Origin of the sequence: Nakamurella sp. UYEF19, from assembly GCF_040546275.1 — a bacterium.
Lineage (GTDB): Bacteria > Actinomycetota > Actinomycetes > Mycobacteriales > Nakamurellaceae > Nakamurella.
In genome coordinates, this window is the sequence record NZ_JBEPNO010000029.1 from 1 (window position 1) to 13176 (window position 13176).

A 13176-nucleotide genomic window follows, 5' to 3' on the forward strand; every position below is an offset into this window, starting at 1 on the left:
GACCCGGCCGGGCGGTGACCGGCATGCTCAACCACACCCCACGGTGGTCCCATGCTCGTGGCAACGCGGTGGTCCTATCACGCTGGCAAGCGACACGGTGGGTTCGCCACGGCCGCCCCGAGACACGTGCCGAGATTCAAACCCTGCTCGCGTCCTACCTCGATGAGCAGCACGACCGCGGCTGGACGAAGTGGCGGGTCGCCGACCGGGACGGCACGCTTGTCGGTCGCGCTGGGTTCGGTGCACACAAAGACGGCCATGGCCGGGAGTTGGGGTACACGCTTCGCCGTGACCTGTGGGGTCGAGGACTGGCCACCGAGGTTGCCGCCGGGCTGATCGGCTGGCACCGCAGCAACAGCGACGCCGAGTTGTGGGCGCTTGCCGCAATCGAGAACATTGCCAGTCGGCGGGTGCTTGAGAAGGTCGGGTTCGGCTACATAGGCGATGCCGACCACAACGACACGCCCTGCGCTCTATACCGCCTCGGTGCAACCAAGATCGCTTGATCGTCATTTGGGGATCGGCTTGGGGAGCAACCCGCCCGCGCCAGCGTTCTGGCAGCTCGCTCCGCTCAGATCGACCTCGCTGCGAGGTTCCAGCAGCGGTCCCATTGCCTCCACACCGCATCATCTCCGGCGGGCCAGCCCGAGGCGAGTATGTGGGACAGGAGCAGTGCGACGGCTCCGAAAGCCTGCGGTGACGAGCCCACCATCGCGTGCGAGGAACTAGACACCAGGACGGGATGGGGCTGCTCCGCCAGAACTGTCAGTACGCTTCACCTTGAAGGTGCCTCCTCGGACCGGCTATTGGGACCTTCGCAAGTCCAATTATCCGTTACGAGACAGGCGCTTTCATCATTTTACGGCCCGTGTCGGTCGCCGTTGCAACAAAAATCGAGGCTAAGGCTGTTAGCTAAGCTAGGCCTGCTCAGACCTACTGGCACATACTATTTAAGCTCCGCAACGAGGTCAGAGACTTTTAGCACTTTCGTCTTCAAAGATGTTGTCTCACCGAGGCCGTTTTTGAGGACCACAAAGCTATTCGACGATACGGACGCAACCCCAATTGATGAAAAGCAACCTGTTGGCGCGAAAACAATCGAGCCGTTAACGACGGGGAGCGATGCTAGAGCAAAACCATCGGTTGGGAAAACTGCGTCTTTATAGATTAGACCGAGAAAAGTCCCATCGGTCGCCCACGACGAAGACGCACTCCCATTGGTTAACGTTCGATACTCGTTCTGAAATGTACCACCCGGAACATAGGCAAGGAGATTGACGCTGCTCAACTGTTGCCCGGATAGGACGGTCTCAACCTGAATCGATAACTCTGTATAAACGGTTCTAATGCTCGACCCCTCGGGGGCATCACCCAGAAAGGTCTGCCCGGTTGGCTTAGCCTTTCCAACAACTAAACTTGCTTCCTTGTCGGCTGTCAATGCAGCCCCTATTGATTGGCTTAAGGGCTGCTCGGCTTGGCAAGAATAGTCCAGCATGTTCTCTTGCAAACTTACAACTACCTTAGTGGGGGCGGTTTCCATAGCTTTTACGGAAGATACCTGCACCTCTGCAGATTTTACTGAAGGAGCCTGCACTGCTGGCGCGGCTAGTTGGCCCTTGGAGCTGCTAGTCGACCTAACAGCCAGGAAAATTCCCAATAGAACAAGTACGGTAACCGCAGCTATCAATACCGGCCTGCGATGGCTGGGGACGCGTGGCGCTTCCCTAGAGATGACCTCCCATCGGTCAAGGCCCGGACTTAGGCGAGATGAGAGCTCACCTAGTAGATGCCGGGCAGCTTCCCCTTTGTCGTCATCTTCGACGTCGTCCTGATTCATAACCGCTCTCCGAATGTGATAGTTTTGGACAGTAGGGCAAGTCCGCGTGAAATATGCGATTTTACTGTACTTAGAGGAAGCCTCATAATTTCGGCTACCTCGCGCAACGATAGGTCTAGCCAGTAGCGAAGGACCAAAGCATCCCGCTGTGGAGATGATAGCGCAGCTAACGGTTGCAGGAGTTCAATATCAGCCAGTCTGGCCAGAGCGGTATCATCTGCACTTGATGAGTGTTCTCGAAGATAAACGTGCTTCCGGGCGGCGATTGCCAGATGCGTCCTACGGTCACGAACGAGATTTACTACCGTCGTGCGCAAGTAGCCGGACGCCGCCTGATCGTTCCGGATACGACTGTAGTTCTTGGTCAAGCGCAGAAACGATTCGCAAACGGCATCCTCTGCATCATCAGAACCGAGCATTTTGGCCAACCGCGTCAGGGGTTGGTAGTGCTTGATGTAGAGCTGCCGCAGCGCTGCCTCTGTCGCGGTGTCCATGCCTGCGCCGTCCCTTCGGTAGTCGCGACTCACGGGTGTCCGCTATATAGACGACTGAAGCCAGCGAAAGGATGCACGTGGCAGGTCAACCCAGGCCACCTATGACACACACGTCATTGGGGCCCAGGGACCCCAACAGTGTCCGTCGACGAGAGCACTACAATGCTGAGTGCCACAGCCAACATCCACCCGAGAGTGCCCGCTAGGCGCAAGAACTATCAGGACTGGGAGGGCCTATAAAGTTCGGGTCGTAAAGCCATCTGTGACTATACTTGTCGTCGCTGGTCAGGACGCTAATGCCTTTGTCATATCCGTACATCACTGCACTTGCAACGCAACCATGGGGCATTCCTTGACTATGCCCAAATTCGTGTGTCGTAACGTAATCAAAATTGCATGAAGTTGCAGTGCCTGGCACACCGCGGACATACCCGTATCTGGTGGTGTAGCTTATGTCAGCCGAAGTCAATGTGCCAGTCTGTGGTGGTGTATGCGAGGTGGCGCCGCAGAGTCCAACTGGCAAGGAACTTACGTGAATATTTATCTGGTATCCCGGGCCGCAACTTCTGGACCAGTAGGGACGTGGGTAGCCCGTGATGTTGTTGTATTGCGTAACGGCGGTGGAAATATACCCAGGCCAACTGGTGTGTGCTGTTGCTGTGGACCCTAAGCAGTACTGGCCGGATAACCCCACTGGCCAAGACACGGCCCCCGCGCCATAGGCCGCGGCTGGGCTCGCTGGTACCAAGAAGGAAGCGCAGCAAACCAGGAAGGCTATGGCTGCTGACCGCTTGCGTGCCTGCGTATTAGCCACGACAATCCCCAAAGTGTGAGTTACAGCATAGATAAAGGATGGTATACCCAAAGAGGGTGTCTGGCAAGGGGACCATACTGCGTAGGGCAGGCACCTGCATCAAACAAAGCCGCCGGGTCGTACACCTCCCCACCCATCAAAAGCAGTGGAACGACTAACGCGGTGACCTTGACGCGGATCCACCATCCAGACCATCCAGCCGGCCGACCAACATCGCCGCGCCACGCCGATCGCCGAAGCCAGCGCCTGCAAACGGCTGCTTCTGGCCCGCTACAACAGCTGGGCCCAAGGCAACAGGCGATACCCGGAAGGGCTGATCGGACCGGCCCGCGAGAAATCCGTCCGCAAAGAATCCGTCTGTAAGGCCATCGGTCAACGGCCGTTCCGCTGACCCGAGCGGCTAGCCGGACCAGCCAGCGCTCGTCAATATGCGCTGAAGCCCCCCGCTGAGCCAGACGTGCATCACGCCTGCCAGCGGGCCGGTGTGGGCCCACGCATTCCGGAAGCTTGGTGGACCACCCGAAATTAGTCGGTGGTTGGCGTAACACCTGGGGGGTCGGTGGTCATATGTACACATGGGGCAACGGTGAGCAGCGTCCAGATGGATGTGATGGAGCAGCGGCGGGCAGCGGTGGGCCGTTGGTTCCGTCAGTACGGACCGGCGATCGACCGGTATGCAATACGCCGGGTAGGGCGGCAACGATCGGGCGAGGTGGTCTCGGAGGTCTTTGCTGCAGTGTTGGCATCGCCTTCGGCTCTGCCGCCCGAGGCTGAGGCGCTGCCGTGGCTGTACGCCTTTGCCCGACACAAGGTGCTCGAACTGCAGGCATCGCTGGGTAGGCAGTCTCGGCTGAGCACACGGTTGCAGACCAACGATCAGCACCAGCAGGTACCGGACACCGCCTCGTCGGTCAGCTCACAGGCCTGGGTGGAGGCGGTGCTCGACCAGCTACCCACCGACGACGCCGAGCTGCTGCGTCTGGTGGTCTGGGAGGACCTGGACACCGCGGCAGCAGCGAAAGTCCTGGGGATTTCCCCGGGGGCAGCGCGGGTTCGTCTGCACCGGATCCGCCGGCGTCTACAGCAACACCTGTCCACCAGCGACAACACCTGGAGAAACCCATGAAGGCGGACGACGACGTGATGTGGCTTCGGGAAGTTTTGACCGGACACGATCCGGCCATCCCCGGTCGGGCTGTGCTGGCGTCGCCGCCGCAACCCACTCGTAGGCGACACGGCCGATGGGGAGGCGCGGCGCTCGCGGCCGCCGCTGTGGTGGCCGCGGTGGTGATCCCGATGACGCTGTCCCAAGGTGCGCGGACCTCTGGACCGGCCTCGGCCAGCTCTTCGAGCAGCGACGCAGCAAAACCCGCCCCGGCGCCGCGCCAGGGTTACGACCATCTGCGCCGGCAGGACTTCGACGGCACCACGCTCACGACGACTACGGAATGGTGGTGGAACGGGGTCAACGGTAGGGAGTTGAAGACCAACCCGGCTGGCAAGGTTGTTTCTGACGTCACCTTGGCGCTGCCTCCGGTCGCTGGTAACGCGGTCACGAACGGGAATCCGACCGGACCCGTAGCGACACTCGCGCCGACTCGCGGGATTGACAACATGGCCGATGACTTTCCTGGGACGGTTCCGACAACTGAGCAGCAGCTCCGTTCGTACCTGCAGATCACGGCAACGGATGCTCCTGACCAGGTATCCCAACGAGCTGCCAGCCTTGTGATGCAAAGGGCCCTGACCCCCGACCAAATGAAGGTGTTGACGAGCATCCTTACCGCACTGCCCACGTCCGAACCGGCCACCAAGACGGTGGCTCCGGACGGTCGACGAGTTCAAGTCCTGCATCCACCGACCAACAACACTGGTGGAAGCACCGGAACCGTCCTGAATGAATCCGGCACGTCTGTTCTCGGCACGACGTGGACATCCGACGGCCACACCTACTGGCAACTGCTCGCCATGTCTGCGATCACCACGACGACGGGTTGAAACCAGGAGTGGCTGTCATGCCGGCGCGGACAGGTGCCAACGGCACGGTTGCAGTCGTTGCAGTCGATGACTGCATGGTCAGGTGACCGATTTGCGCGCCTACGACCGCTGGCACGACGTCTACGACGACCCAGACCTCTGACCTGGGTGGTGCACGGCGGACCCGCTGGCACCCCCAGGGAGCGAAGTGACTCTTGTTGTCAACGTGAAAGTGTCACGCGACTCGTGTACCTAGCTCCTCTGTAAAGAGCCGGCGGGCCCAGTACCCGCAACTGCTGGCTGCGAAATCGTTGGCCAACAGGGTAGGAGCGATCACCCATCGTTTCACCAGCCGATCGTTCATCGGCGCCTGTGGAGGGCGTCGAGCGATTCCGGCGAAGGTAGCGCGTCGGGCCACGGAACGGACGTGCGCCATGTCGACGAACCGATACAGCTCTGACGACGGTCGATGTTTAGCAGCTCGTCGACGTGGGCGCTACCCAGTCATTTGATCCTGCGCGGTCTTGATGTCACTCCCCGGTACGCGATCCGGTACCGAGTCAGGGCAGTCGACGACCTGGACGGCAATTGGTGTGTCCGGGGGGTTGGCCGGCGTCAACGTCAACTTTCCGCAGGCATGCCCCCAGGTGTCCTCTCCCGCCGGGAAACCTTCCGCACCCCCGAAGTAGTAGGACGCAACCACATACTCTCCGCGTCCACCTTTCGCCGACGAGGCGATCAGTGTCCAAAACGGCGGTGACGCCGGACTCCATACCTGAGGGCCCGTGAGCTTCGGCGAAGGCTCCGCGAACCACCGCGTCACCGCGGCCAGGTTGTCAGGCGACGCGGACACCACACCCACTTCGAGGTCGTAGCCCAGCTGTCCGGCGATCGCCGGCAACATATCTTCAGCGACCTGCGATGAGCTGGCGCTGGACACCGCGTCCTGAAAGGGGAAGTAATCAGGATCCCCGGCTCTCGGCCCCGCTGAACAGCCGGCGGTGACCGCTAGAGCGAGACCAATCAACGCTGGGGCGATGGCCCGCTGAAGTTGCGGCATCAGGACGAGGTGTCCCGTCCGGGACTGCTCGATGCGGTCATGGCCATGACCGGATGGTATCGGGGTAGCCGGCCACCGGGGGGCCACCACCTCGGCCGGATTCTGCGAGCAAGGCGATTGGGCCGAACGGCGCACCTCGAGCGATCATGTCGAAAGGACCCGGCCAACGTCTCCGCGGCGCCCGTCTTCATTCGCGTCGCACCACCCAGACCGACGAAGCAGGTTTGCGACCGTCCGTCCCGGTTAGGTAACGACATGCGGGGCAGACCGCGGAAAAATCGAGCGCTTGGACGCGTCGTCCCGCAGGGGTGTCGTCTACGGAACGACGCGGCGGCGGCGCTCCGATAGCCGATCCGCAATCGGACGTCCAGCATGTGGTCTTGAGACAGGCTTTCTCCGTTCGTCCCGTCACCAGTCGAGTCGCCGCTGAGGAACTGATGGCGGTCGAGATCAGAAGTACCTAGCTGCCCATCCCTGGGGCTACCCCTCGGATTTTGCGGGAGGGTGTCGTAAGAACCAGACCGCCGAGGCCAAGCAGGATGTGGCGAGACACAAGGCCAGCACCGCCACCGCGAGCGCGACCGGCGGGCCACCCAACGAGCGGCTACCGGAGAGCGCGCGATCGAGCCCGAGCCACGTGAAGTACCCATACACGACCAGCTGCAGAATATTTCCCGTCAGGCTGCGAGCCTGCAGATACCAGGGCCATTCAGGGTGCTTGGCATTCCGGAACAGCGCTCGGGTCCACTCAGGCCGCTGCATTTCGTTAGTTCGCTCCCTGTCCGAGCCGGTCCAACCATGCTAGCTGCTGGCAATCCACTCAATTGCGCACGAGTCAGTCCGCGCCCAGATGCGCGCTTGCGCGTTGGGGGATCCCTGACCGGCGAACCGGTGCTCGAAGGTCAAGCTCCGTAAAGGCGGAACTCGTGGCCGTCCGGGTCTGCCAGCGCGAAGTGATCAGACAGTTCACGGAGATCGGTCGCGCCGAGCGAGAGCAGTCGTTGCATCTCGCTGATGGGGTTGGCACTGATCAGGTCGAAACGCTGACGATGGATTCCGTTGTCGAGTCCGGCGGGCGACTCGTCCCAGGAGTCCCATGAGATCTTGGTGCCGCCGAGCGGCGACTGGATCGCGGTCTGCTCGCCCTCGTCCCAGACAAGCGGCCATTGAAGTGCGTCGCGCCAGAACAGGCCGACGGCGCGGGTTCCACCGCAGGTGACCTCGCCAAGATAGCCGGAGCCGGCCAAGTAGGTGTTGCCCGGCTCGATCACACACAGCTCGTTTCCGGCCGGGTCGGCGAGCACGACGAAGCCGTCGTCCGCTCCTTGGCCCACGTCGAGGTGACGGCCGCCCAGGCGCAGCGCCGTCCCAATGGTGAGCTGTTGATCCTCGACACTGCGACTCGTCAGGTGCACATGCAGCCGCGGTCGGCCGTCCTGCTCGATCCTGGAAGTGACGAAGCGGAGCCCGACCTGCGTTTCTTCGCCCGGTATGAACGCACCGCCGGACTCCGTGACGAGATCGCGATCGAGCAGCCCAGACCAGAAGGCGGCCGCCACGGACGCGTCGGCGACCTCGAAGGTCACTGCTTGCAGCCGCAGCGCCACGCCCAGGTCCCAGCTCGCCATGATGACACTCTTGCATCCGGCGATCAGCCGTCGCCAGCAAATTCGGCCGCATCCTGAGTTAGCTCGGCTTCGACCGGTAGCTGGGCCACCAGGTCGGCTTGGCCGACGTCGATGCTGTCGATCGTGAAAGAGGGCACCGGCGAAGCCACCATTTCGCTCTCTTGGGGTGACCGCTTATCGACGCCATCTGATCGACAGCTCAGATCGTGGTCTGGCGACATCGCGCATGCTCTTGCTCGTCCATCTGCGGCTCGACCGCCGTTTACCGTTGACTTTGTTCGACGAGCGAGACGACCGACTGGCTGCGGACCAATTCGAAGAGGTGCGCGGCCTGGAGGTCAGCGTTGGCGACGCTGGTGATCACGTGACGACTGTCGACGTCGGCTTGGGCGAAGTCGGCGTACATGTGGGATGCGGCATCAAGGTCGGTGAACCCGTGCCCGACCCTGGAGGCAACCCGATCCAAACACATATGCTCAGGCGGCAGCAGGATCAAGTAAAGCAGACGACCCAGGCCGGTCGCGCGTCCGAACGCATCCAGAAACCACGGTCTTACAACGCCGTCATAGATGACGGTGTACCCACCGGCCGCCAGCCGACCCGCAGCGGCAGCCTCTATGACGATCTCGTTCTGACGGTGAGCAATATTCGTCCACGGAGCCAGGTAACCCTGATCGATGAAGCCGAAGAACTCGTCCCCTGCTATGTGGGCGCTCAAGTCGAACAAGCCGGACAAAATCTGTGACACCGTTGTTTTGCCCGCCCCCGGCGGGCCAGTCACCACGATCAGCTCACCCATCCACTCATCATGGGCGCCATTGACGATCTGCGGCGCCATCACCTGATTGTCCTGGGATCGAACGCTGCCGTCCCGGTAGACGATCGTCTATCAGGCGGGCGCGGTCCAGGTCGCGACATACCGCCAGAACAGGCCGCGGTGCACCGAGACGCCGACCAATTCGGATTTGAATGCGCCGTTGATGCGATGCCACGTCTCCGTAGGGGCGACGGTGGGGGTCCTTACTTCCTGAAGGTAGCGATCTGCTCGCCTGTGGTGCTTGATCAGTCCCACCAGCGGATTGGCGAGCAACGACAGCATCGACAGTGCAAGGTCGGCTGACGTCTCGCGATAGCACCCCACGACGACAAGTCGGCCACCCGGAGCGACGACTTGTCGTGCCGCTCGGATTCCCTCGAGGAGCGGCAGGTGATGAAGTACGGCCACCATCGACACGAGGTCGAATCGGGCGCCATCGTCGTGCGGGACCGAGCGTGGATGACCCGCACGATAGGGAACGTGGATGCGGCCGCGTGCGACGCGGTCGCCTTATCCTGCTCGATCCCCGTGATTTCTGGGAGCTCGTGGGCCAGATGCGCCAAGAGACCGCCTGTTCCGCAACCGATGTCCAGCGCGCTCCGGCCGCCGGCTCGCCGCACCCGGCGTCCCTGACGGACGACCACTTGAGCGTAGGCGTCGTTGTGGAACCAGGGATGTTCTCGATTGAAGCGATCGAGCCCGGCTAGGAGTCGGTTTGGCACCTCCTGAGTAGACCAACGCCACCAGCGCGCCGTCACCGATCTGCCTCCGGGCTGCGCCTTCATCCTGATCGGCATCAGGCCCGGCCGACATGAGCTCGGACGGGTTCGTCGGACCAGAGTTGGACCTCGATATAGGCGTCCACTGGGTGCTGCCGATATCCGTTGTATCCGGCCGGGTCTTGTGGCGCCGCGTCGCTGGGTAGACCAAATCGGGCGACGAGCTGCTCGAGGTCCTGGAGTTGGCAGACGGGGTCGGCGTGCTCCGGGTCCGGTGCCGGGAGGCCCAGCGGGACTCCCAGGCCGAGTGCGGTGATGCTGTCGGCGTAGGTCAGGCCGGTGTCGCGGGCGCGGCACTCGGTAGCTCGGCGCAGCGCCATGTACCGCGGCCCGAAGCGACGGGAGGACAACTTGTGTTCTTCGGGCGCGGCCAGCTCGTCCATTACTGCTGTTATCTCCGGTTCGGCCAGATCGGAAAGGTTGAGGAATGGGCGGCGATCGGCGCGGTGGTAGTGGGTCACGAAGGAGCGGACCGCTTTCATCGGTTGATCATCGCCTCATCGCGCCTGTCGGCGTACCCAGTGCAGGGAATGAGATCCCAACCGGTGTCACCGATGGCGCCCCGAGCGGCTTCGCACCGGGGCCGAGCGTCATCGTTCTGCGGTGGTCGGTCGGTAGCCGAGGCGGTACAGCGCACACGGAACGCCCTTCTGCTCAACATCGCCTTCGAACCGGAAGCCGACCTTGTCGAGCACACGGCGACTTGCCGTGTTGTCCACGGCAGCGAACGCCCACAGCTCGGCAGCGGTGTTCCGCCAATGCCAGTCCGCGAGTCCTCCGGCAACCTCGGTGGCCAGTCCGCGACCCCATGAGTCACGCCGCAGCGTGAAACCCAGCTCCCGTCCGCATCCGTCGTGGTGCAGGCCGAACCCCGCACGTCCGACCAGCCTGTCGTGCCGATCAGCAACCCGCCACCTCGTCCAACCGCGGTTCTGCTGCTCGTTGCGGTAGGACGCGATCAGGTCCTCGACTTCGTCACGGGTCTCGGGTCGGCCGTGTCGCACCCACCGCATCGTCACCGGATCGGAATGCACCTGGCATAGATCATCGATGTCTCCCGGTAGCCAGGTGGTCACCAGTAGACGATCGGTGACGAGAACGATCTGACGCTTCACCACCTCATTTTAAGGCTTAGCTGTTGTACCCCAAGGGAGGAGCCAAGGGCGGGATCGTGGCCGCGCCGGACGGACAGGCAGGAGGCCCAGCGCCATAATCCCGTCATGACTCTCCGCCTGTACGTCAGTCTTTGGGAGCACCCTGGCCGCGCCGACGACTTGGCTTCGTTCGAGGACGCGGTGCTCGCGTTGTTGCCGATCCACGGTGGCCGCCTTCTTGCGCGAGACCGGGTCGTCGATCGCCTGACAGACGATCCGCTCGAGGTGCAGTTGATCGAGATGCCGGACGAGAACGCGCTGGCCGCGTTCTTGGCCGATCCGATCCGCGCTGCCCTTTCGCGTTCCTACCACCGTGACGTCATCATCGCCCGGACGCAGCTGCTTCGGGTCAAGCCCGTCCCTCGACCCAGCAACGGCCTGGGCGACGCCTGATGCCGCAGGCTGCTGATCTCATGGCATTTCAGTAGCCGGCTCCGGTGCAGCTGAACACCAGCGGGTCGGCTACGCCCTCGAGATCGGAGAACGTCGGCCGGCAGTTCGGCACCTCGCCAGTGTCAGCGGCGAGCCATTCATCCGCCGTCCCGCTGTTGCCGTTCGATGATCTGCGCGACACCGGAGGGAAACCGGTGCACCTCCTGTGGCCAGTCCAGCGAAACGGCCAATCGACCTGCCCAGTAGCGCGCGGCTCCGTCGTCGGGCACATCCACGACGGTGAATCCGCCCAGGTGCTCCTTGGTCTCCACGTACGGCCCGTCGGTGAAGAGCGGCTGTCCGTCCTTGTTCACGACGCTGCAGACCGCGGTCGAGGCGTCGATACCCCCGTCCGCGAACACGAAGACGCCGGCCGTCTTCATCTCCTCGAGAATGGCTTGCGAGGCGGCGCTCTTGCCGCGCAGATCGTCCGGCGTCTGCTCGGGCACCCACTCGTCGTTGAACGCGATCAGATACTTCGGCACTGACGGCTCCTCTCAGATCGGTCGAAGGCAAGCCTCCCGACCTCGCTTTTTGGCGGCTCGGGTGGCCACCTACCAACTCCACGAACGGCAGAGCTCGGATTCGACATCATCCCGGCGATCAACAAGAAATTGTGCCGCGGCCACCGAAGCCGGCCAGACGATCGACCCGGCCGCCACGGATCGGAAGATGATCAGGATCCACCCCGACGGTACGGTCGACCCGCAAGTGTTCGGCACCGTGATCGCCGGCCGGATCGTGGGACAAGAGCTGCACGCCGGAATAGTCGACTCTCAGTTCGCGGACTTTTGTCGGCGACAACACCCCGTGAATTCGCGCTTCTACGCATCAAGGGAGAGCACCCGGATGAGACCACTTCGGTACTCGATCAACGTCACGCTCGACGGTTGCTGCCATCACGAGGCAGGGCTCCCCCCGGACGAGGATTCGATGCGCTATTGGACCGCACAGATGCAGCGAGCCGATGCGCTGCTGTTCGGTCGGGTGTCCTACCAGATGATGCAGTCGGCGTGGCAGAAACCGGCCACGGGGGAGTGGCCTGACTGGATAGATGACTGGCAGATCCCGTTCGCCGAGGCCATCGACCGGGCGCAGAAATACGTCGTGTCGAGCACCCTCGGCGGGGTCGATTGGAATGCCGAGCTAGTGCGAGGCGACTTGGGGCAAGCAGTCCAGCGGCGCAAGCAGGACTCGGGAGAGGGCCTGTGGGTCGGTGGCGTGACGCTCCCCCTGGCGTGTCGGTCCTCATGCTAAATGGTTGTGGCTCAAGTTTCGTGAAACCGATGGGCCCTCGAGCCTGGAAGAATGGAGATGCAAGTTCCCGTGCTGGTGGCGGACAGTGGTGCGCGGCCACCAGCTTGTTCACGTGCTGGCACAGGTTGTCCCACAGGTGCCACCGATCAGCGACCTGCACTGCGGATGGCGCACCGTCGCGGGCGCCGTCGGCGTAACCGCCGGCGCGGTCCCGGCAGATCACCTGGATATCCGGGTGGGCGCGCAGCCAGTCGGCGAAGTCCTTGGCGTCCCTACCGTCCAGGACGTCCACCGGCCGATTCCCGTTGTCCAGGTCGATCAGCACCGTCGCGTAGTTTCGTCCGCGACGCACGGCGAATTCGTCGACTCCCAGCACCGTCACCGACCCGATCGGCGGGTCCGGCAGGCCGCGGATCAGGCGCAGCAACGTGGAGCGGCTGACCTGCATCCCCATCGAGGTCGCCAACCTTGACCCGGCCCGTCCGGCCAGCGCGAGTGCGATGGGTACGAGGGCATCCTGCAGGCCAGGGGTGCGTCGCTCGTGCTGCTGGGTCAGACCCGGGATATGTTCGACGAACGTTGCGGTGCGGCAGTCAGCCTGATCGCAGAAGAACCTGCGCGCCGTCAGCCACAACACCGTCGGCTGCCCGGCGATCGGTAGATCCGCCAATTGACGCCGGTAGGTGCTGTGCACCCGCGTCGACACCCGCCTGCAGCGGACGCACCGCGCTGCCCGCGCCCTCGGATGCGCGGAGATCCTCACCATGCCGTCGACCGTGCGAATGTCGTCGACCTTCACCAGCGATAGGTGCGCAAGCAGAACGCGGCAAGAACGGCAGTCAACAGCCATGCCTCCAGGGGATCACACACCTTCCCTGGTCCGAGCGCCGGATCCCCAACCAGCTTCACGGAACTTGAGCCAGAACC

At 62.9% G+C, this 13176-nt stretch carries 13 protein-coding genes and 3 pseudogenes; 5 read left to right on the forward strand and 11 right to left on the reverse strand.

Annotated features, from left to right (window positions below):
* Window positions 1–506: GNAT family N-acetyltransferase (locus ABIB25_RS25360; RefSeq protein ID WP_354531316.1), on the forward strand; the 506-nt coding region annotated here is incomplete at its 5' end.
* Between the two features lie 440 nt (window positions 507–946).
* Here the strand turns inward: ABIB25_RS25360 and ABIB25_RS25365 are convergent.
* From ABIB25_RS25365 to ABIB25_RS25375, 3 genes are all read right to left on the reverse strand, one after another.
* The gene (locus ABIB25_RS25365; protein ID WP_354531317.1) at window positions 947–1564 is read right to left on the reverse strand and encodes a hypothetical protein; all 618 of its coding nucleotides are present in this window, start codon (window positions 1562–1564) and stop codon (window positions 947–949) included.
* 269 nt (window positions 1565–1833) lie between these two features.
* Window positions 1834–2331 carry an RNA polymerase sigma factor gene (locus tag ABIB25_RS25370; RefSeq protein ID WP_354531318.1) on the reverse strand — a complete coding sequence of 166 codons (498 nt, stop codon included), beginning with the start codon at window positions 2329–2331 and terminating at the stop codon, window positions 1834–1836.
* A 202-nt stretch (window positions 2332–2533) separates the two neighbouring features.
* Complete coding sequence (locus tag ABIB25_RS25375; RefSeq protein ID WP_354531319.1) at window positions 2534–3145, reverse strand: matrixin family metalloprotease; 612 nt, start codon at window positions 3143–3145, stop codon at window positions 2534–2536.
* 586 nt (window positions 3146–3731) lie between these two features.
* Here ABIB25_RS25375 and ABIB25_RS25380 point away from each other — a divergent pair.
* A complete protein-coding gene (locus ABIB25_RS25380) occupies window positions 3732–4271 on the forward strand; it encodes an RNA polymerase sigma factor (RefSeq protein ID WP_354531320.1) in 540 nt (179 codons plus the stop codon).
* A 353-nt stretch (window positions 4272–4624) separates the two neighbouring features.
* Window positions 4625–5143 carry a hypothetical protein gene (locus ABIB25_RS25385; protein WP_354531321.1) on the forward strand — a complete coding sequence of 173 codons (519 nt, stop codon included), beginning with the start codon at window positions 4625–4627 and terminating at the stop codon, window positions 5141–5143.
* A gap of 1941 nt (window positions 5144–7084) precedes the next feature.
* On the opposite strand, the gene ABIB25_RS25390 is transcribed toward ABIB25_RS25385, so the two are convergent.
* The 6 genes and pseudogenes from ABIB25_RS25390 to ABIB25_RS25415 form a co-directional block, all read right to left on the reverse strand.
* Complete coding sequence (locus ABIB25_RS25390; RefSeq protein WP_354531322.1) at window positions 7085–7810, reverse strand: VOC family protein; 726 nt, start codon at window positions 7808–7810, stop codon at window positions 7085–7087.
* A 262-nt stretch (window positions 7811–8072) separates the two neighbouring features.
* Window positions 8073–8648, reverse strand: coding sequence for an ATP-binding protein (locus ABIB25_RS25395; protein ID WP_354531323.1), 576 nt, complete (start codon window positions 8646–8648; stop codon window positions 8073–8075).
* A 51-nt stretch (window positions 8649–8699) separates the two neighbouring features.
* Window positions 8700–8951: a hypothetical protein gene (locus tag ABIB25_RS25400; RefSeq protein WP_354531324.1), complete on the reverse strand. Its 252-nt coding sequence runs from the start codon at window positions 8949–8951 to the stop codon at window positions 8700–8702.
* Window positions 8952–8963: 12 nt separating this feature from the next.
* A pseudogene (locus ABIB25_RS25405) lies at window positions 8964–9113 on the reverse strand (methyltransferase domain-containing protein); the annotation flags it as partial.
* A gap of 310 nt (window positions 9114–9423) precedes the next feature.
* Window positions 9424–9888, reverse strand: a complete 465-nt coding sequence (locus tag ABIB25_RS25410; RefSeq protein ID WP_354531325.1) for a hypothetical protein — start codon at window positions 9886–9888, stop codon at window positions 9424–9426.
* Window positions 9889–9996: 108 nt separating this feature from the next.
* The gene (locus tag ABIB25_RS25415; protein WP_354531326.1) at window positions 9997–10521 is read right to left on the reverse strand and encodes a GNAT family N-acetyltransferase; all 525 of its coding nucleotides are present in this window, start codon (window positions 10519–10521) and stop codon (window positions 9997–9999) included.
* A gap of 105 nt (window positions 10522–10626) precedes the next feature.
* Here ABIB25_RS25415 and ABIB25_RS25420 point away from each other — a divergent pair, with 105 nt between their 5' ends.
* On the forward strand, window positions 10627–10953 hold the full coding sequence (locus ABIB25_RS25420; RefSeq protein ID WP_354531327.1) for a DUF1330 domain-containing protein: 327 nt from the start codon (window positions 10627–10629) through the stop codon (window positions 10951–10953).
* A 137-nt stretch (window positions 10954–11090) separates the two neighbouring features.
* Here ABIB25_RS25420 and ABIB25_RS25425 read toward each other — a convergent pair whose 3' ends face one another.
* Window positions 11091–11477 carry a YciI family protein gene (locus tag ABIB25_RS25425; RefSeq protein WP_354531328.1) on the reverse strand — a complete coding sequence of 129 codons (387 nt, stop codon included), beginning with the start codon at window positions 11475–11477 and terminating at the stop codon, window positions 11091–11093.
* Window positions 11478–11841: 364 nt separating this feature from the next.
* On the opposite strand from ABIB25_RS25425, the pseudogene ABIB25_RS25430 reads away from it, so the two are divergent.
* Window positions 11842–12231: pseudogene (locus ABIB25_RS25430) on the forward strand (dihydrofolate reductase family protein); the annotation flags it as partial.
* 118 nt (window positions 12232–12349) lie between these two features.
* Here the strand turns inward: ABIB25_RS25430 and ABIB25_RS25435 are convergent.
* Window positions 12350–13099: pseudogene (locus ABIB25_RS25435) on the reverse strand (ISL3 family transposase); the annotation flags it as partial.
* Between the last annotated feature and the right edge of the window lie 77 nt (window positions 13100–13176).

Coding starts and splice junctions, on each gene's coding strand:
- ABIB25_RS25420 (WP_354531327.1), top strand. CDS start 10,627: ATGACTCTCCGCCTGTACGTCAGTCTTTGGGAGCACCCTGGCCGCGCC.
- ABIB25_RS25410 (WP_354531325.1), bottom strand. CDS start 9,888: ATGAAAGCGGTCCGCTCCTTCGTGACCCACTACCACCGCGCCGATCGC.
- ABIB25_RS25395 (WP_354531323.1), bottom strand. CDS start 8,648: ATGGCGCCGCAGATCGTCAATGGCGCCCATGATGAGTGGATGGGTGAG.
- ABIB25_RS25370 (WP_354531318.1), bottom strand. CDS start 2,331: ATGGACACCGCGACAGAGGCAGCGCTGCGGCAGCTCTACATCAAGCAC.
- ABIB25_RS25390 (WP_354531322.1), bottom strand. CDS start 7,810: ATGGCGAGCTGGGACCTGGGCGTGGCGCTGCGGCTGCAAGCAGTGACC.